This window comes from Pseudomonas sp. Van50 (genome assembly GCF_055390755.1).
Genome location: NZ_AP024343.1, coordinates 2,735,374 through 2,753,464, shown reverse-complemented (window position 1 = coordinate 2,753,464; position 18,091 = coordinate 2,735,374). Strand labels below are relative to the sequence as shown.

The window sequence follows — 18,091 nt, the reverse complement described above, 5'->3', positions numbered from 1 at the left end:
CTCAAGCATCCGGTTTGCGATAGATCGAAGGCTTGACCACCTGCAATTCATCGCTGATACCATTCAGGCTTTCCGAATGGCTCACGATGAAATAGCCCCCCGGCCTCAGGTGTTTGCTCAAGCGCTTCACCACTTCGGACTTGGTCTGGTTATCGAAATAGATCATCACGTTGCGCAGGAAGATCACGTCGAACTGCCCCACCGAAGGCAGCGCATTGTTCAAGTTGATCGAAGTGAACGTGATCCGTGACGCCAACGCGCGGTCGACCATGAAAATACCGTTGTTGCAGCCCACACCCTTCAGGCAGTACTTGTTCAACAGCGCCTCGGGAATACCGCGGATACCATCCAGTGGGTAGCGTCCGCCCTGGGCTTTTTCCAGCACCCGGCTACTGATATCGGAAGCGAGGATCTCCCATGGCCGGGTGCCCAGGCTGTCGGCCAGCACCATGGCCAGGGTGTAGGGTTCCTCTCCCGTGGAGCAGGCACCACTCCAGATACGCACTGGGCCATTGCCACGAAGCCCGGGAAGAATCACGTCGCGCAGAAACTCGAAATGCTTGGGTTCGCGGAAAAAGTAGGTTTCGTTGGTGGTCAGCAAGTCCACCGCCATTTGCAACTCGGCCCGGTCCTTCATCAGCAAACGGTAATAGCTGCCATAGGTGGTCAAGTTGAAAAACTGCAGACGCTTGGCCAAGCGGCCACTGACCAGCTGTTTCTTGGCGACGGATAAGCTGATCCCGGCGATTTCATGAATCATTGACCGGAACTGCTGGAACTCGTTGTCGGAGAGAACGGTATTCATGCTTGCAACCCGTCCTCGTTGATGTTCGAAGGAAACAGCGCCGACCAATCATCGCTTCCGAGCATGCGCTCGATGTCCAGCAACAAGACGAAACGATCACTGAGTTTGCCAATCCCCACCACGAACTCAGGGCTAAGGCGCCCCTGGAGTGCCGGTGCCGGCTCGATCTGCTCGGCCGGTATCTCCAGCACCTCGCTGACGGCGTCCACGATGATGCCCACCAGGCCTGTGCCACCGCTGCCGTGGACTTCCAGCATGACGATGCAGGTGCGTGGGTTTTCCAAAGTCTGGGCGCCGCCAAAACACAATCCGAGATCCAGCACTGGAATGGCCGCACCGCGCAGGTTGGTGATGCCGCGAACCTTTGGCGGCGCCATCGGCAACGGGGTAATCGGGCCGTATTCGACAATCTCCCGGACGCACAGGGTACCTACCGCAAACATCTCCTGACCCACGCTGAAGGTCAGGTACTGTGGGGCTGCCGTCCCTGGGGCCGGCGAACGCGATGCGGATATGGACATGTTTCACTCCTCGGGACCCACCGCAGGCGGCGGCCCCCTCTCAAGACAACGTACGCACGCGTGGGCGCGACGACTCAATGCAACTGGCTGGCGATCTCACGGACACACAGCACCTGGTCGAGCTGAAGCACCGTCAGGAACGCCCCTCGTATCTTGACCATCCCTCGAATGAAGTCTTCACGGATCCGGTTCCCGATCGCTGGCGCGGCCTTGATGTCGGCCAGCTCGATTTCGATCACTTCGCTCACCGAGTCGACGACAATGCCCAGCACGTGGGGTTCGCCTTCCTGGACCAACTCCAGGATAACGATGCAGGTCCTGTTGCCTTGCTGCGTGGTGCCCTTGCCAAAGCGCGCCTGCAGATCGATCACCGGGACCACCGAACCGCGGAGGTTGATCACCCCGCGGATAAAGTCCGGCATCATCGGTACGCTTGTCACCTGGCCGTATTCGATGATCTCGCGCACACACAAGGTATCGATTGCATAGACCTCCCTGGCGGACACGAATGTCAGGAATTGCAGGAACTCGCTGTCGCAAGGACTCTGCGGCGCATACTCGAAATGACTCACGACTGCAGCGTCCATGGCTCAACTCCCGAAGCGAATGAAACCGCCTTCCTGGGCATGCTCACTGCTTTGCATGCCGCCCAGACTGGAAGAAGCGGCCCGAGGAACGGCAGACACCGCCACCCGACCCTGCAGGGTGAAAAAGCCCATCAACTCCTGCAACTGTTCGGCCTGGCTGCTCATTTCCTCGGCGGTAGCGGCCAGCTCCTCGGAAGCCGAGGCGTTTTGCTGAGTGATCTGACTCATCTGCGACATGGCGGTATTGATCTGCTCGGAGCCGATGGACTGCTCTTCAGATGCAGCGGCGATCTCCTGGACCAAATCGGAAGTCTTGGTGATCGAGGGCACGATTTCATCCAGCAGGTTGCCGGCCCGTTCAGCCAGGGCAACACTGCTTTTGGCCACCTGGCCGATTTCCTGTGCCGCGACCTGGCTACGCTCGGCGAGTTTGCGCACCTCAGCGGCGACGACCGCAAAGCCCTTGCCATGTTCACCGGCACGGGCCGCTTCGATGGCCGCGTTGAGCGCCAACAGATTCGTCTGATAGGCAATCGAGTCGACGATCCCAATCTTCTCCGCGATGGTTTTCATGGCCGAGACGGTGTCCTTGACGGCCTGCCCACCCTCGCTCGCTTCCTTGCTCGCCTTGCCGGCCATGCCATCGGTCACCTTGGCATTCTCGGTGTTCTGCGAAATCGACGCCGACATTTGCTCCATCGACGCCGACGTCTCTTCAACCGACGCCGCCTGTACCGAAGCCGATTGGCTGATGCTCTGGGCCGTGGCGGAGATCTCTTCCGAGGCACTGGACAGCGAATCGGCGGAGCTGCGAACTTCGCCAATGATCTGCGAGAGTTTGCTCACCGTTTCGTTGACCGCGTTCTTCAGGTCTTGCAGGCTGCCCTGGTAATCACCTTTGACGCTGCGGGTCAGGTCACCACCGGACAGGGCCACCATGACCTCCATCGCCTCGCTGAGCGGCGCAACAATCGAGTCCAGCGTGCTATTGATCCCCGCCACGATGCGGCGGAAATCCCCTTGATGGCGAGTACTGTCCGCACGGGTATCGAGCCGGCCGACCACCGCATTCTCGCTGAGCATCTGGGTGTCTTCGATCAGCGCCTGGATGTTGCGGCGCAGTTGCTCGATGTTGTCGTTGATAAAGGCTTTTTTGCCGGGGAACTGGGCCAGGGGCGCCGACAGGTCGCCTTCACCGAAAGAACGTATGCAAGCCATGGCCTGTTTTTTCACGCTGATGTGGCCATCGACCATGTCGTTGATGCCTTGGGCGATCTGACGGTACGAGCCTTGGAATCGCTGTACGTCGATATGCACATCGATGTCACCTTTCTCATGCTCGTCCGACATGTGACGCATCTCTTCGATCAACGCCATGATGGTGCTGCGCAGATGCTCGATGGTGACGTTAATGAACGCCTTCTTGCCGGGGAACGCTTGCAGGGGCGCCTGCAGATCGCCCTCGCTGATCGACTTGATGCAGGCCATGGCTTGCTTCTTGACGTTGATATGCCCGGCAACCATGTCGTTGATACCTTGCGCCATCAGCCCATAACTGCCAGCGAAGCGTGCCGCATCGATCTGCACGTCGATGTCGCCTTTGTCGTGCTCCGCGGACATCTGGGTCATATCGCTGATCAACTGATTCAAGGTCCCGCTCAGGCGGTCCATGGAACCCATCAGTCCGGTACGTTCAAGGCCATTGCTACTGCCTTGCACGTCCAACTGCCCGGCCACGAACCGCTCCGCCAGCAGGCGTACATCGTCGGGCTCGCCACCCAAGGTGTGCAGCAGCCGGCGTACCAGGAAGAAACCGATCAAGCCGATCACCAGCAAGGTGGCGCCACCGACCAAGGCAATGCTGTAGATCGCCGTCTGTTCGGTCGATGCCGCAATCGCTGCATTTTTTCGTCCCAGGTCAAGGTTGTGCTGGCGGATATCACTCAAGGCCGAAGTGACCTTTTCACGTGTCACGTCCAGGTCGAGCAGCACGGTGCGGGCTTCAGGGGCTGCATTGCGCAGGGCGTTGTCGAAACGCTCCACACCCCGGTTGTATTCGTTGACCGTGCTGCGCAAGGCGCTGAGCAGCGTCGCATCACGATCGTCGGAGACGAACTCTTTCTGGTAGCGATCAAGTGCCTGGAGTACCGACTCCTTGTCACTTTGCTGGGAATTACCGGCAGGTCCGGACAGGCTCTGCCATTGGCGGCTGTGGCTATCCGCAAGGGCCAGGGCCACATGATCCAGCAACTGCAGGCTGGGCACGGTATTGACTTGCGCATAGCTGGCGGTGCTCCTGACCCCACCCATCAGATAAAGACTGAGACTGACCAGGACCAGGATGCCCAACAGAGCAGAGGCGACCAGCAGCGAGATATTTTTTTTGACGGTCATGATGCTGTACTCCAGGGAAAACTATTGAGTCAATTCAGGGCTGAGGGTCGTACCGTGCTTCTGTCGGCTGACGACTTGCCCGAGTAGTTTGGGAATATCCAGGATCAACGCGACTGCTCCGTTCCCCAGGATGGTGAAGCCGCCCAGTCCATGAGCTGTACCGAAAATCTTGCCCAGCGGCTTGATCACCGTCTGGAACTCACCCAGCAATTGATCGACGACCAGGCCCACCCGCATCCCCGCGTAATGCACCACCACGATGTTTTCACGGCCATGGTTAGGCTCATCGATGGCGAACATCTCGCGCAGGCGCAGGACTGGAAGCACCGAGCCCCGCAGGTCGAGGAATTCTTGATTGCCGTAGTCGTCGGTCGACAGTTCGATGCACTCCTCGACCAGGTCCAGAGGCACGACATAGGAGGCATTGCCGACCCCGATCAGAAAACCATCGATGATGGCCAGGGTCAGCGGCAGGCGGATACGCACCGTGGTGCCCACGCCCTCCTCGCTTTCCAGATTGACCGAGCCGCGCAGGGCAACGATGTTCCGTTTGACGACATCCATTCCCACGCCGCGCCCGGACAGGTTGCTGACCTGGTCGGCCGTGGAAAAGCCGGGTTCGAAAATCAGGTTGAGAATGTCGCCGTCGGCCAACTGTTGCCCTTCGGCAACCAGGCCGCGCTCCATCGCCTTGGCCAGGATGCGTTGCTTGTTCAGGCCACCGCCGTCGTCACTGACTTCAATGACGATGCTGTTAGCCTCGTGATAGGCGTTGAGGCGAACCGTGCCCTGCTCCGGCTTGCCACGGTCACGACGCAGTTGGGAGGCTTCTATGCCGTGGTCCATGGCGTTGCGCACCAGGTGGGTCAGGGGGTCGCCGATGCGCTCGACCACCGTCTTGTCCAGCTCGGTCTCGGCGCCAAGGACCTGCAAGGCAATGTCCTTGCCCAGTTCCTTGGAGACATCGCGCACCACCCGCTGGAACCGGTTGAATGTGCCGCCAATCTGTACCATTCGCAGGGTCAGGGCACAGTCGCGCACCTCCTCGACAAGACGCGAGAGCGAACTCGTCGTTTCAATCAACTCGCCGATACCGCTTTGGATGGCTCCCAGGTTGGCGCCAGCGCCGGCGATGATCAGCTCGCCCACCAGGTTGATCAATTGATCCAGTTTTCCGGCGTCGACCCGAATCAGATTACCTTCGGCCGGACGGGCCTCTTTTGCCACCCGGCTCTTGGTCGCGTCATCGCGTGTCGCCTGGTCTGGCACCACGGGGGCAACCGCAACGGTCGTCGACTCGTCAGAAGACGAACCGGCCAGCCATGCCTCACGGGTCACGGAACCACAGGCGACAAAGGCCTCTACCATGGCATCGGGCTCAGCTTCGAGACGGCCGATCAACGCCCGGAAACCTGCCAAGTCGCCGTTGCACGGCAACACGCAGATCTGGCTGCCCTCGCGAACAAAGTCGAAGGCCCCTTCAATGGTGGCCTGGCCGGCATCGCTGACAAACCCCAGTTCAAACCCCAGGTAACACGCTTCCGGATCCATCGTCGCGATATCCGGCATGCCATCGGTCATGCATACGACTGCACTGATTTGGCCGAAACTGTTGAGGTAGCGCAGCAACGAAAGCGGATCCATGCCGTTACGCAGGACGTCCGGACACAGGCGAAGGGACAGATGCCAACGCGCGGCACAAGCCGATTGCGGCGGCTCGATCGGTACCTGGGACAGCTCCGGTTCGTGACGGTTTTCCAGGTAACGGTTGAGACGCTCGACCAACGCCGCGCCCTGCCGCTCATGCTCTGCGGTCATGCCTTGCAAGTCACCGTGGCTGGCAAGCAATTCAATCAGCGTGCACAGGTGGTCCCGCACTTCCAGGAACAAGGCACTCAGCGACTCGTCCACCCGCAGTTCATGTCCACGGACTCGATCCAGTACGCTTTCCGCCACGTGGGTAAAGGCAACGATCGGCGTGAAGCCGAACAGGCCGGCGGAACCTTTGATGGTGTGGGCGACGCGAAACAGCGCGTTGATGGTGTCCACATCGTCCGGCGCCTGTTCGATCTGCAGCAGCGCGTCTTCCATCAGGAGCAAGAGCTCCTGGCTTTCGGCGATGAACGTCTGTAGCACGTCGTCCAGATTCATGGGCGAGCTCATGGTTTCAACCTCTCTGCTGACGAGGCGTGGCCGACTCGTCGAAAAAGTTGTGCAGCCCACTCATATCCAGTGCATCGAGCACCGCTGTGCTGGGATTACTCAGCAACAGACTGGAGCCGTGGCGCAGTGATTCCTGCTTGATCAGCACCAGCAACTGGAGCCCGGCGGTATCCATTTCGTCCACGCCCCCCAGATCCATTTCGACTTCCTGAGCCAAGGGAAACAGCTCCAGCAACAGGTCTTTGCGTTCAGCGGCGGTGTAAATGGTCAGCGGCCCTTCGAGAACCAGAATCCGACGCAGACAAGCCGTGGTGTTTGTCATGACAACCTCCTTTCCAGGGACTCTGGGCAGCGCTACGGCATGATCAGTTTGGAGACGGCGCCCAGCATCTGAGCCGGCTGGAAGGGCTTGACCATCCAGGCCTTGGCACCGACGGCCTGGCCCTGCTGCTTCATGGCCTCACCGGTTTCGGTGGTCAGCATGATCACGGGCGTGAACTTGTAGGCCGGCAGCTGTTTGGCTGCCTTGATGAAGCTCAGGCCATCCATGTTCGGCATGTTCACGTCACTGACAATCAAGTGGATCTTGCGTCCGTCGAGCTTGGTCAGGGCGTCGCGGCCGTCGACACCTTCGATGACCTCGTATCCGGCGCCCTTCAAGGTGATGCTCACCACTTGGCGAATGGAAGCAGAGTCATCGACAATCAGGATGGTTTTGCTCATGGGGAAACTCCCTAGAAAAAAGTGATCTCGGATGAAGGACTGCTCACCACAGGCTTACCGTGATGGATCGCGTGCTGTTCAGGCATCGTGTAGGTGCTTGCCAATTGCTCAAGCCAGGTATCAGCGATAATCGGGGCAGGCGTACCGCCGGCGAGGGCCAGTTGCTGGCGTTCGGCGATATGCGCATGCAGCTTGCAAAGATCGTTGTTGACCAGGGAAAGCATCTGGCCCACCCGGTCCTGGAACTGCAGGGCGACCAGTACCCCCGATATCTCAGTGGCAACGTTTTCGCTTTGCTGCTGAAGACTGCTGCTGGTATCGACGATGGCCTGGGCGTTGTGCCGGAAGTGCTCGATCACCTGGGACACCAGTTGCTCTGACTGAGCCAGGGTTTGCGAATCCTGCTGCGCCTGATGCCGGGAAAGCTCGACGGTGCGGGAGATGGCAGCATTGACAGTGTTCACCGTTTCACTGATTTTCTGCCCCGTCTCCCCGGATAAGCTGGACAGCTTGCGCACTTCATCCGCCACCACCGCGAAGCCGCGCCCGGCATCCCCTGCCCGCGCCGCTTCAATGGCAGCGTTGAGCGCCAGCAAATTGGTCTGTTGGGCGATATCACCGACGAACTTGGCCATTTCCTGCAACTGCGAAGTGAAGTCGGAAAGGAGCAAGACCTCCTTGAGCTCCGACTCCTTGCGCAAAAGCGCGTCGCGCAGGGCAACCATGATCGAATCCAGGTCCCGCTGGCCAACTTCAAGGATTTCCAGCAACCGAGCTCCCGAACTCTGGCCTGCGCCATGGGAAGCAGAAGCACTGATGTCCCCCGACAACGTCGCGAAGCGGTTGCTCAGCTTGAGGATCGATTCCTCGCTGAGGATGCGCGCCGCTTCGATCTGGTGGCTCCAGATCGGCAGTACCTGCGCGCACACTTCGCCCAGCCCGTCATCGGGTGAAACGACCAGCGGGAGGTGACCTGGCTGATCGTCTTGCTGGGCGTGCAAACAGCTGCTCGCTAAACGCTTGCTCCACATGCCCATGAACAGCGAGCCCAGCAGGACAAAAGCGCAACTGGTTGCACTGCGCAGGGTGAAGTCCGCGTTGATCAGAATCGCGGCGCAACCGAGCACTCCCGTCAAACCCGCAGGCAGCAGCATCAAGATCAGGGGGGAGGAAATTACCTGTCCTTTCACCTTCATCTCTCCAGTTCAGTGCGGATCCGGCGGGATCCTGCGCAAGAGCATCCACCCTTGGGATGCCCGGTTTTGTTGGCCTGAAGAGATAATGGCCAAGTAGTGGCAGCGAAACTATCGGAGCATCCTGATTTGCAGCTAAGGATTGCGGCTGCGTCGTAGGAGAATTCCTACACCCCACTGACAGCCCCCCAAAACGCAAAAAAAACCAGCGACAAGCGCTGGTAAGAAAACTCAGGCTCGCACCGCGCTACCCAAAATGCGCCTCGCCGCCTTGCACCTTGCCGGCCCAGAGCGCTTCAAGGTTCTTGAAACCCCAGGTTTTCTCCGACTCGAAGCTGACAATCCTGTCCTGCCCGCAGGCCAGATCAACGCTTTCGGGCGGCAGCGGCGTGCGACTCGACGCGGAGAAGAAAACCTTCACCATGGGCGTGAGCAAGCATTCGGTGTGCTGTTCCATGACCACCGCCAACCTGCCGCTTTGCAGGCGCACCAACGCACCCACCGGATAGATACCAATGCATTTGACGAAGGCGTGAAAGACTTTCTGATCGAAATGCCCAGTCCATCCGGCCATTTTTCGAATGGATTCGGCGGGGCACCAGCGATCTCGATAAGGTCGGTCGGACGTCACGGCGTCATACACATCGCACACAGCGGCCATACGCGCGAATAGGCTGATTTGGGTTCCGCACAACTTATGGGGATAGCCAGTGCCGTCCACCTTCTCATGGTGATGCAGACAAACGTCCAGCACCCGGGCCGTGAAATGCCTGCTGTCGGACAGCATCCTGGCTCCCGCCTCAGGGTGGGTGCGCATCGTCGTGTATTCGTTGTCATTCAAGGCTAATGGCTTAGCCAGGATGGCCGTGGGTATCGTCATCTTGCCCACGTCATGCAGCAAGCCAGCCAACCCGGCTTCTTCCACCAGCTGCGGCGGTAGATCCAGTTGACGAGCCAAACCAATCATCAACCCACAGACCGCGACGGAATGCATGTAGGTATATTCATCGGCGTTCTTGAGGCGCACCAGACTGAGCAGTGCGTCAGGATGACGTAGCAGCGAGTCGGATATTTCACCCACCATGTCCGTGACGCGATCGAGCTTAACGATACGCCCCATTCGCAAATCGCCGAACATCTCCATGACCGCAGCCTTGGACCTGGAGCAAAGCTTGAGCGCCCTCGACAACTCTTCACTCATCGACACCCGGGGATGGGGGCCGGCGGCTTGCGCGCAAAATTGGTTAGACGCACAAGGAGGTTGCCGTCCACCATGATCCGCCTGCACAAGGCTTTCATCAGGCGCAGAGGCCGGCACATCCGCCCCCTTTGAAGGGTCGATCCATGCACCGACGATGCCCGAAACAAGGATTTTTTCCAGCACCTCTTCATTCTGGATCAGGAAGCTGTTGTTCCAGAACGGACGTTCTACACAGGAACCAGATAGCTCCTGGACATACATTCCTACGCAAAGATCGGTCACGCCGATATGTTTCAGCACGATGCAGATCCCCTTTCTATCCCCAACCGTCTTCCCTGAATTGTCCGAACTCAATCTCCAAGCGCGGTATGTCTTGGATTGGTTTCAGGATGCCACTCCGGCCTTTGAATAATAGCCATGAGCCACCCTTCATAAAATCGGAGCAGTCCTATTTAGACTAGGAATTGAGGATGATGGCGTAGGGATTTCCCTACAAACACCGAGCATACTGGGAACGGTTTCCAACGCGCCGCGCTGAAAAATGCCGTGATCCAGAACGGACCGTTGAAAAACCTGTCATTCCGCCTGCGCCAGGCGACCTATCGCAACTCGTTCAGTGGCGACATCGACGACGTCAGGTTCATCACTCAGTACCCGATCAACCTGTAAGACGAAGGGCCCGGAGGGCTGTCACCTCCGGGCTCCTTTCATTTTTCCCGTGCGCGCTTGATGTCTCTCGAGGGAGGCGCTCCGAAACGCCGGGCATATTCGCGGCTGAATTGGGCGACGCTTTCATAGCCGACTCGCAACGCAGCGGTGTTCACGTCTATCCGCTCGGTCAACATAAGGCTACGCGCGGCTTGCAGTCGTAGCGATTTTTGATACTGAATGGGGCTCGTGCCTGTCAGCTTGCGAAAGCGATGATGCAGCGTGGAGCTGGCCATGCCGGATCGTTCGGCGAGGTCGGCCACCTGCAACGGTTTATCGTAGTGATATTTCAGCCATTCAACGGCTCTCACGATGCCGCTATCCCGGTAACCATCGCGAGTGACGCTGCGCAACAACTGCCCCGCTTCACTGAGCAGCAGCCTGCCGTATATCTCCCGCTTGATAAGGCCTGACATCAAGCCTGCTTCAAGTGGCCGTTCGATCAGCGTGGCCAGTCGAACGAACGCATCGAGCATCTCGCTCGTCGCCACACCGGATACGAAGCCCCGCGCCTCAGCAGCCATTTCCTGTTTTGGCGGCTCGAGGGTCAGGATCACCTCATTGAGCATGGAAAAATCGAGCTTCAACACAACGGATAAATAGGGGGTTTGCTCGTCAGCCGCGGTCACGCGAGCCAGTGTGGGGATATCGACCGATGTGACGAAAAACGTCCCTTGCCCGAACTCACAGGCTTGCTCGCCGAACGAAATCTCCTTCGCGCCCTGCAGGATAATGGCCACGCAAGGTTCATAAATGCAGTACGTGGGCGTACCTAGCTCGGCCACTTGATAAAAGCTCAAGCCTGGAATCGACGTCGTGCAAACCTCGTTCAAGCCAATTTGCAGGGTGACTTTTTCGACAAGCCGCTTGAGCGCCTGGGAGCGTTCGGTGGGCTGCACGGGGTCGCGCAAGGTCAGGGAATGCACACGGCTGAAACCGAACTGCGAGAAGGAACCGCTCGTCATCACATGCCCCCCAATTTACGGAATGTTCGAGTCTGCTGAGAGTGCGTGACCAGCACAAGAGCATCGGCAGGATTGTGCAAAAGATATGGCGAATTAGGGTCACTCGGCCAACCCTCGTTGCTCTAACTTCTAGTCCGTGAACCGGCTTCGATGATCCCGTGAAACCTTGGTGGCGAAAGGAAAGTTGGATGGACAGACGAGATTTTCTTACTTATTCGGCAGTGGGTACTGTTGCAGCCGCTTTGCTGCCAGCATCGGGTGTCGCAAGTTCGCTGGCGCCTGCCGCGGTGCCCTCTTCGCTGACGGAGCCCGGAAGCGTGATGCGTACAGAAGGACGGATCGTGCGCGCAGACCTGCCCGTCAATTTACCCTCGCATGCAATGCGATACATGACGCCTCAACGCTTTGGCATGGGCGGGACGCAGATCGGCAATATCTTTGCGCCGATCAGCGACGAGCAGGCGAGCGCGGTTCTGCAGGCTGCTTGGGAGGCAGGTGTCAGGCTTTACGACACTTCGCCGTTCTACGGGTTTGGCCTGAGTGAATATCGTCTAGGCCGCTTCCTGCGCGGCAAGAATCCAGACGACTATGTGGTGTCCACCAAGGTCGGTCGCGTATTGACGGCCGCTGGTGGCCGGCGCGCGGACCATGCTATCTGGAAGTCGCCGGCGCCCTTCAACTACCGATATGACTACACCGCGGCAGGCGCGCGTCGTTCCGTGGAAGACAGCCTGCAGCGGCTGGGGCTGCCGCATATCGATATCGTCTTTATCCATGACATCTCGCCAGATAACACCGAACTGGAAGGTGGTTGGGAAGCGGCGTATCGAATTGCGCGCTCAGGGGCGATGGTCGAGCTTGAAAAGATGCGTGATGAGGGCCTCATCAAGGCATGGGGCTTCGGAGTCAATACGCCAAATGCCGTGGTTCAGGCAGTAGCCGGTTATGACCCGACTCCCGACATCGTGTTGCTGGCCTGCCAGTATTCCCTCCTTGACCACGGCGAGGCGTTGCGCAACACCTTTCCGGCGTTGAGCAAGAAAGGCACCAGCGCTGTGGTTGGAACACCACTGAACGATGGATTTCTGGGAGGGCGCAGCCGCTATAACTTCAGCCCGGATCTGCCTGCCGGAGCGGTGGAAAAGCGCGCGCGAATCATGGCGGTTGCCAGAAAACATGGCATCGACATTCATACTGCCGCCCTGCAGTTCGCGGCAGCACATCCGCAAGTGTCCGCGATCATTCCAGGTGCCCGCTCACCGGGACAGATAGTTTCCAATGTGCAGGCAATGAAGGTCGGTATCCCAGCAGCCTTTTGGGAGGAGCTGAAGAGCCAGGGTTTGATCGATGCTCAAGCACCGGTTCCTTCCTGATCAGGGTCTGCACCCGTGCTACCTGCTGATGTGACGCTATCGTCGCTAGCCTCATTCAACCCGAGGCGGGTTTAAAACTCCTCCTCTTGGTTGCAGCAGCGAAGCACTAGAACGTTACCGAAGCGAGCTTGAACGTCTAATCGCGGCAACCACTTGTATCCATAACGTTGAGAATTCAAGGACCTTATTCTTCAGCAAATAAACTGTGCACGCGTTCAAATAAGAACGCTAGCCTAAGGTCGTAATAATGAACAGACGAACGTCACTCCTGATTTTCGGCGGCCTACTTGCATTCTCCAGCAGTGGTCACTTACTCGCGGACACACTTGCCCTTAGCGTTCCGTTGCCTGATCCACTCCCACAGCTAAAGGTGCTGACATTCCTTGTAGGCTTACACCTGCTTGGTATGTGCTTCGGTCTCGGCGGGGCGACGATGCTAGATCTCTGGATCTTGCGCTGGATGCGCAAGGGTAGCCTCCCCGTTGAAATCGGACGCACTTTTCACTTCATCAGCGGCGCAGTCACTCTTGGACTATGCCTCCTGTGGCTCTCAGGCCTTGGTTTCCTTGCCCTTTACGCGATGGAGTCGCCGGAAAAGTTTGAAAACCCTAAACTTTGGGCGAAGGTCATTGTGGTGAGCGTCCTGACCATCAATGGAATAATCATCCACGCGTTTGTATTGCCAGAGGTACTACGCGACATGAGTCGGCCGCTGCTTTTTGGAGTCTCCCGCAGGAGAGCTACCTTGTTTCTCGCATCCGGTGCAGTTTCGGGGGTGTCTTGGTACACAGCTTTCGCCTTCGGCATTTTTCGAGAGTTAAATAATAGTGTCACACTTTCTCTATTGGTCACTATGTGGCTTACATTGATAGTAGCCGCCTCTCTTGCAGCCGTTCTACTTTATACCTTCCTGAAGCCGTTGTTAGAAGTTAGAACCTAGTGGAAGGCAGATAGCGACTTAAGTGAGCTTTAATTCGTCAGTTCGATGATGCCATGCCGTCAGAAACCATGGACGAGACGATTGAAACCCTGAACATGAAGGTCAATCGCGATCAAACGTAAGCGCCTGGCAGATACACCTTGTCTGCAATGCCTTGACCACGCTCAACCTCGATACATCCCCAAAACCGGTGGGCGCCGCTCGTGTTCGATGAGCACGCAAAACTTTCTGGCGCTGAGCTGGACGCGATAATCGGCGGCCGGCTGAGGATGAAACTGCCTCGTCGACAGGACTTACCGTACCTGGTACAGCACAGCAGCCCCTGGCTTGGGTTCGAAAGCCGGCACAGTGCGCTGCTCAAGTGGCATACCCTTGGCATCCCAAACCAAGGTGTCCGATGGATACTCGTCCTTGCGGGTCATGGCGTCGATCTGCTTGGCGATCACCTCCGAGCTTGCAGGCACCTCGGGGTTCCATTGGAATACGCCAACTCGACCGTAGAATACAGCCGGCGCGCTGGCATCGAGACGACGATCGGGACACATCACCAAGCCGCGATCAAGCATGACCCGCAACGCGCCGACAGGCACCGCCTTCACCGTGGGCGTGGTGCGCTCGGCGCTGTGGCCTGGGCAGACATTGGCCGAGCGAGTCACCATGTCCTCGACCACTTGACGATCGGATTGAGCCTGCGCCGAAAAGGCAACGGCAGACAAGGCGAGCACTACAAGATTTGACTTCCAGGGCACGCGAAACCTCCTATGGAAAAAAATACTCCAACGTTTCGGACCGCCCCCATGTAAGAACCGTCCGTTGCCCAGGGGCACTCTTGAAGACTACCAAGCCATTAGTTTGTTCCACTTGCTGATTGATCACCCTAGCGCTGGGTGTTCAGGAAAGCATCATATCGCTCCAAGGTTGTTCCCGTTTCCTCAGGATCGGACAGGTCCCTTTGAATACCCCCACCCTCATGTTTTCTCATAGGCCGTCGATACCCTGCTAACTTCAGACGTTCAAGGAATGACGACATGACCCTTTCTATCAATTCCGTATTTATCCGGCCATCAGCCGCTCAGCTGAGCCAAACCAGCCAGCCATTGACCACCAAAACCCTCAGTGAAGACTTGCTGAAAACCACGGTCAACATCAATCCGGCGGCGATTTACCATCCAATCAATGAAGCCCCCGCGCCGAGCCCGGAAACGGCATCGATCGAGAGCATGATCGCGCGCACCCAGTCGCCGGATTACCCGCAAATTGCCGAGGGGCACAAAAGCGCCCATCAATCGCTGAAACTTTCTTTCGAAGAGTTCCAATCAGCGTTGGCTCACACCGATCCGGATCTCGCCAAGAAGAAATTTGGCTTCACCATCGAAGCGGATGGCAGCCTCAAGGTTCTCAACAGTTCAAGCCAGCTCAGCGCTTCCGACATGGATCGGCTGAACGAGCGGCTGAATGCTTCCAGTGAGTTGAAATCGGCAGCGAGCAGCTACCGCGACGCCTCCATCGCCCTGGTGGCCGCCGACGCTACGTGGGGTGGCAACTTTACGGGTGGGTACATCCTGAACAAGGAGAACTTCGCCAACACCATCGATCTGGGTGCCCTATTCCTTAAAAAAGGGACAACCCCAAACGCTGAGACCCTGAACGGCTTCTTCTCCTCCCAGTTGTGGAGCAAGGGCGAGCGGATGACGCATGAAACAGTCACCCAGATGACCGTAGGCGCCAATAAGGTCGACGTGACGGTTTGACTAAATGATGCGCAGACTATCCAGGTAGCTGTCAGGCCAAGTGTGGGTTTTTCATTGCCTATCACCTTGAGTTAGCTGAACTCAAATGTTGGCCGGACGCTTACCAAACAAGCAACGTTGCGCGGGGACAGCCTGGTTCGGCACGTGACGTACGATCTCCAGCGCCTGCACCGTTCGCCGTTCCATCCTATCGCTCGCCCCTACGCTCATGTCTCCATATCTCCCGCCTGCAAGGGGCGGGACCGCCCCACGGTGAGCGAGCAGGCAACGCACGGGCTCAAGCCTGCGCGGCAGCTCTAGCCCGCGGCGGGGCGGGGAAATGATTCCGATATGACATCGTACAACCATTAAAAAATGCTTCCCATCTGCAAAAGCGCTGTTATTTTAAATGCGCATCGAGCCCGTCCCACCCCATCGAAAGACGCCGGAAATCCGTTTCCAGCGCAGCCATATCCGGCCAGGGGGCGGCGTCGAGGTTTGTCTGCCGTTGTTTTTCTAAACAGGACCGGTCCGTATCGCGCAGGCCACAAGCCTTGCCGCGTCGACCCAGGGGCACGACCCCTGCACAAGGAGGTGTCATGATCGAACCGCGATGCATTTCGTTGAGTTCCACGCAACAATCCGTCTGGCTCGACCAACTGCTATCGCCCGACACACCCTCCTACAACATCGGCGTAACCGTGGAAATCCACGGCACGGTGGACCACGCCCTGTTCGCCGCGGCGCTGCGAGCCGTGGTGGCCCAATTCGATGCGTTGCGGCTGATAATCAGCGACCGCGATGGGCAGGTGCAGCAGCAGGTCGCCGATCACCTACAGGTGCCGTTCACCTTCCACGATTGGCGCGGTGAGTCCGAAGGCCGGGCCATGGCCGCCATCGAGCAATTGAATCGCACGCCGTTCTCGCTCCGCGGGCAACCTCTGTGGGGCATGGAATGGTTTCAACTGTCCGACACCCATGCGCTGTGGAACAGCCGCTACCACCACCTGATCAGCGACGGCACTTCGGTGGGCCTGGTCGGCCAGGCTGTCAGCGCCGCCTATAACCAACTGTTCGTCGGCGAGCCACTCCAACTGGACCCGGTGTTAGCTCAGGGCTATCGCAGCTTTGTCGCCAGCGACCGCGATTACCTCGATTCGGCGCGCCACGCCAAGGCGCGGGATTTCTGGCTGGAGCAGTTCCCGGCACTGCCGGAACCGTTGTTCCAGAGCGCTTCGCCGTCCCACGATCCGGCCAGCGCCAGCGAGCCGCAGCCCAGTGCCCAGGCGATCTGGACCCTGGGCCACCAGCGCCTGGCCCTCATGACCCAGTGGGCAAAAACCCAGGGCGCGACGTTGAGCCATTGTCTGAGCGCATTGCTGGCCAGCTACTTCAGCCGGGTGACTGACCAGCGTGAGCGAATGGTCATCGGCGTTCCGGTGCACAACCGCAGCAATCCCCTGCAGAAACGGACCGTGGGCATGTTCTCCTCGGTGCTGCCGCTGACGGTCGAGGTCGACCCTGCCGCCAGCTTCGTCGAGACCGTGCAAAGGGTAGCCAGCCAGACCCTGCGCAGCTACCGCCACCAGCGCTACCCCCTGCAAAGTCTGCATCGTGAGTTGCGGGCTCGCGCCGGCCATCCCGGCCAGTTGTTCGAGCTGATGCTGTCGGTCGAACAGTACCCCGGCGACGTCAACCTTGCCTCGGCCCGCTGCGCTCTGCGTACCTGGCACAACGGTTATGAGCGCTATCCGCTGGCGATCTATCTGCGGCATTACGAAGCCCAGGTCGAACCCTTCCTGGAATTCAACTACGACCCGCGACTGTTCAGTGCCGAGCAGATGACCACGCACCTGCGGCGCCTGGAGTGCTTGACCGATCAGGTCCTCGCCGAGCCAACCCGGGCCTTGGGCGACTGGGTGCTGCTGGACACAGCCGAACGGCAGCAGGTCCTTGACGATTTCAATGCCAGCAGCCGTGACTACCCGGCCGATGAACCGCTGCCTGTGCTCTTCGCCGGGCAGGTGCAACGGCGCCCCGATGCGTGTGCGCTGCTGGACGGCGCGCAGACCCTGAGCTATCGCCAGCTCGACCAACGGGCCGAGCACCTGGCTGGGCATTTGGCGGGCTGCGGGATTGGCGCCGGTGATGCGGTGGCGCTGTGCCTGGCCCGGGGGCGGCGTTGATCATGTCGATCCTGGCGATCCTCAAGCGCGGCGCATGCTACGTCCCCATCGACCGAGAGGCCCCGACGGCCCATCAGGCGCGGGTACTGGCGGACTGTGGCAGCGCCTGGCTGCTGGTGGCGGGTGATGATCGGCCCGCACTGGAAAACGTCCGCTTCATTGACGTTGCAGCGCCAGACCATGCATTGGCTGAATCCCACCCGGCCCGCGAGGCCGGCGATGTCGCCTACATCATGTACACCTCCGGCTCCACCGGAACACCCAAGGGCGTGCAGGTGCCGCACCGCGCCATCACCCGGCTGGTGCGCAACAACGGCTTCGCCGAGTTCACCGCCCAGGACCGCTTCGCCCTCGCCGCCAATCCGGCCTTCGACGCCAGTACCCTGGAGATCTGGGGCGCGCTGCTCAACGGCGGCTGCCTGGTGGTCTGCCCCAGGGAAACACTGCTGGACGCGGCCCGCTTCAACGAGCACCTGCTGCACCACGAAGTCAGCGTGCTCTGGCTCACCGCCGGGCTGTTCCATCAGTACGCCGAGGCCCTGGCGCCGGCCTTCGGTGCGCTGCGTTACCTGATGGTCGGCGGAGACGTGCTCGATCCGCGG

The 18,091-nt window shown here is 59.0% G+C and carries 15 protein-coding genes and 3 pseudogenes; 6 read left to right on the top strand and 12 right to left on the bottom strand.

Going from position 1 to position 18,091, the window contains the following annotated elements; all coding sequences use genetic code 11:
• Position 1: 1 nt before the first annotated feature.
• From ACZ5M5_RS12095 to ACZ5M5_RS12055, 9 genes and pseudogenes are all read right to left on the bottom strand, one after another.
• A complete protein-coding gene (locus tag ACZ5M5_RS12095; protein ID WP_207281832.1) occupies positions 2 to 805 on the bottom strand; it encodes a CheR family methyltransferase in 804 nt (267 codons plus the stop codon).
• Entirely contained in the window at positions 802 to 1,326 is a 525-nt protein-coding gene (locus ACZ5M5_RS12090) for a chemotaxis protein CheW (RefSeq protein WP_060742934.1), read from the bottom strand. Before ACZ5M5_RS12090 ends, ACZ5M5_RS12095 begins: the two co-directional genes overlap by 4 nt.
• Before the next feature lie 74 nt (positions 1,327 to 1,400).
• Positions 1,401 to 1,913 (bottom strand): chemotaxis protein CheW, encoded by a 513-nt coding sequence (locus tag ACZ5M5_RS12085; protein ID WP_464739081.1) that lies wholly within the window; start codon positions 1,911 to 1,913, stop codon positions 1,401 to 1,403.
• A 3-nt stretch (positions 1,914 to 1,916) separates the two neighbouring features.
• A complete protein-coding gene (locus ACZ5M5_RS12080; protein ID WP_060742936.1) occupies positions 1,917 to 4,307 on the bottom strand; it encodes a methyl-accepting chemotaxis protein in 2,391 nt (796 codons plus the stop codon).
• A gap of 21 nt (positions 4,308 to 4,328) precedes the next feature.
• Positions 4,329 to 6,458 carry a chemotaxis protein CheA gene (locus ACZ5M5_RS12075; RefSeq protein WP_207281828.1) on the bottom strand — a complete coding sequence of 710 codons (2,130 nt, stop codon included), beginning with the start codon at positions 6,456 to 6,458 and terminating at the stop codon, positions 4,329 to 4,331.
• Positions 6,459 to 6,474: 16 nt separating this feature from the next.
• Positions 6,475 to 6,792: an STAS domain-containing protein gene (locus tag ACZ5M5_RS12070; RefSeq protein ID WP_060742938.1), complete on the bottom strand. Its 318-nt coding sequence runs from the start codon at positions 6,790 to 6,792 to the stop codon at positions 6,475 to 6,477.
• 32 nt (positions 6,793 to 6,824) lie between these two features.
• Positions 6,825 to 7,193 carry a response regulator gene (locus ACZ5M5_RS12065; RefSeq protein ID WP_013692986.1) on the bottom strand — a complete coding sequence of 123 codons (369 nt, stop codon included), beginning with the start codon at positions 7,191 to 7,193 and terminating at the stop codon, positions 6,825 to 6,827.
• 11 nt (positions 7,194 to 7,204) lie between these two features.
• Positions 7,205 to 7,807, bottom strand: a pseudogene (locus ACZ5M5_RS12060) (methyl-accepting chemotaxis protein); the annotation flags it as partial.
• Positions 7,808 to 8,633: 826 nt separating this feature from the next.
• Positions 8,634 to 9,887 (bottom strand): HD-GYP domain-containing protein, encoded by a 1,254-nt coding sequence (locus tag ACZ5M5_RS12055; protein ID WP_464739080.1) that lies wholly within the window; start codon positions 9,885 to 9,887, stop codon positions 8,634 to 8,636.
• A 225-nt stretch (positions 9,888 to 10,112) separates the two neighbouring features.
• Here ACZ5M5_RS12055 and ACZ5M5_RS12050 point away from each other — a divergent pair.
• Positions 10,113 to 10,256: pseudogene (locus ACZ5M5_RS12050) on the top strand (OprD family outer membrane porin); the annotation flags it as partial.
• A gap of 38 nt (positions 10,257 to 10,294) precedes the next feature.
• On the opposite strand, the gene ACZ5M5_RS12045 reads toward ACZ5M5_RS12050, so the two are convergent.
• Positions 10,295 to 11,260, bottom strand: coding sequence for an AraC family transcriptional regulator (locus ACZ5M5_RS12045; protein ID WP_464739079.1), 966 nt, complete (start codon positions 11,258 to 11,260; stop codon positions 10,295 to 10,297).
• Positions 11,261 to 11,448: 188 nt separating this feature from the next.
• Between ACZ5M5_RS12045 and ACZ5M5_RS12040 the strand changes: the two genes are divergently transcribed.
• Together ACZ5M5_RS12040 and ACZ5M5_RS12035 are read left to right on the top strand one after the other, a co-directional pair.
• Entirely contained in the window at positions 11,449 to 12,633 is a 1,185-nt protein-coding gene (locus ACZ5M5_RS12040) for an aldo/keto reductase (RefSeq protein ID WP_464739078.1), read from the top strand.
• 247 nt (positions 12,634 to 12,880) lie between these two features.
• A complete protein-coding gene (locus tag ACZ5M5_RS12035; RefSeq protein WP_177431663.1) occupies positions 12,881 to 13,573 on the top strand; it encodes a hypothetical protein in 693 nt (230 codons plus the stop codon).
• A 293-nt stretch (positions 13,574 to 13,866) separates the two neighbouring features.
• On the opposite strand, the gene ACZ5M5_RS12030 is transcribed toward ACZ5M5_RS12035, so the two are convergent.
• Entirely contained in the window at positions 13,867 to 14,322 is a 456-nt protein-coding gene (locus ACZ5M5_RS12030; protein WP_060742941.1) for a hypothetical protein, read from the bottom strand.
• Positions 14,323 to 14,601: 279 nt separating this feature from the next.
• Between ACZ5M5_RS12030 and ACZ5M5_RS12025 the strand changes: the two genes are divergently transcribed.
• The gene (locus ACZ5M5_RS12025) at positions 14,602 to 15,324 is read left to right on the top strand and encodes a hypothetical protein (protein WP_103307821.1); all 723 of its coding nucleotides are present in this window, start codon (positions 14,602 to 14,604) and stop codon (positions 15,322 to 15,324) included.
• Between the two features lie 379 nt (positions 15,325 to 15,703).
• On the opposite strand, the gene ACZ5M5_RS12020 is transcribed toward ACZ5M5_RS12025, so the two are convergent.
• Complete coding sequence (locus ACZ5M5_RS12020; RefSeq protein WP_146042590.1) at positions 15,704 to 15,937, bottom strand: hypothetical protein; 234 nt, start codon at positions 15,935 to 15,937, stop codon at positions 15,704 to 15,706.
• On the opposite strand from ACZ5M5_RS12020, the gene ACZ5M5_RS12015 reads away from it, so the two are divergent.
• Positions 15,903 to 17,489, top strand: coding sequence for a condensation domain-containing protein (locus ACZ5M5_RS12015; RefSeq protein ID WP_464739077.1), 1,587 nt, complete (start codon positions 15,903 to 15,905; stop codon positions 17,487 to 17,489). The two genes, ACZ5M5_RS12020 and ACZ5M5_RS12015, sit on opposite strands and share 35 nt — an antisense overlap.
• 2 nt (positions 17,490 to 17,491) lie before the next feature.
• Positions 17,492 to 18,058 (top strand): annotated as a pseudogene (locus ACZ5M5_RS12010) (AMP-binding protein); the annotation flags it as partial.
• Positions 18,059 to 18,091 lie beyond the last annotated feature (33 nt).

Coding starts and splice junctions, on each gene's coding strand:
- ACZ5M5_RS12095 (WP_207281832.1), bottom strand. CDS start 805: ATGAATACCGTTCTCTCCGACAACGAGTTCCAGCAGTTCCGGTCAATG.
- ACZ5M5_RS12090 (WP_060742934.1), bottom strand. CDS start 1,326: ATGTCCATATCCGCATCGCGTTCGCCGGCCCCAGGGACGGCAGCCCCA.
- ACZ5M5_RS12085 (WP_464739081.1), bottom strand. CDS start 1,913: ATGGACGCTGCAGTCGTGAGTCATTTCGAGTATGCGCCGCAGAGTCCT.
- ACZ5M5_RS12080 (WP_060742936.1), bottom strand. CDS start 4,307: ATGACCGTCAAAAAAAATATCTCGCTGCTGGTCGCCTCTGCTCTGTTG.
- ACZ5M5_RS12075 (WP_207281828.1), bottom strand. CDS start 6,458: ATGAATCTGGACGACGTGCTACAGACGTTCATCGCCGAAAGCCAGGAG.
- ACZ5M5_RS12070 (WP_060742938.1), bottom strand. CDS start 6,792: ATGACAAACACCACGGCTTGTCTGCGTCGGATTCTGGTTCTCGAAGGG.
- ACZ5M5_RS12065 (WP_013692986.1), bottom strand. CDS start 7,193: ATGAGCAAAACCATCCTGATTGTCGATGACTCTGCTTCCATTCGCCAA.
- ACZ5M5_RS12045 (WP_464739079.1), bottom strand. CDS start 11,260: ATGACGAGCGGTTCCTTCTCGCAGTTCGGTTTCAGCCGTGTGCATTCC.
- ACZ5M5_RS12040 (WP_464739078.1), top strand. CDS start 11,449: ATGGACAGACGAGATTTTCTTACTTATTCGGCAGTGGGTACTGTTGCA.
- ACZ5M5_RS12035 (WP_177431663.1), top strand. CDS start 12,881: ATGAACAGACGAACGTCACTCCTGATTTTCGGCGGCCTACTTGCATTC.
- ACZ5M5_RS12025 (WP_103307821.1), top strand. CDS start 14,602: ATGACCCTTTCTATCAATTCCGTATTTATCCGGCCATCAGCCGCTCAG.
- ACZ5M5_RS12015 (WP_464739077.1), top strand. CDS start 15,903: ATGATCGAACCGCGATGCATTTCGTTGAGTTCCACGCAACAATCCGTC.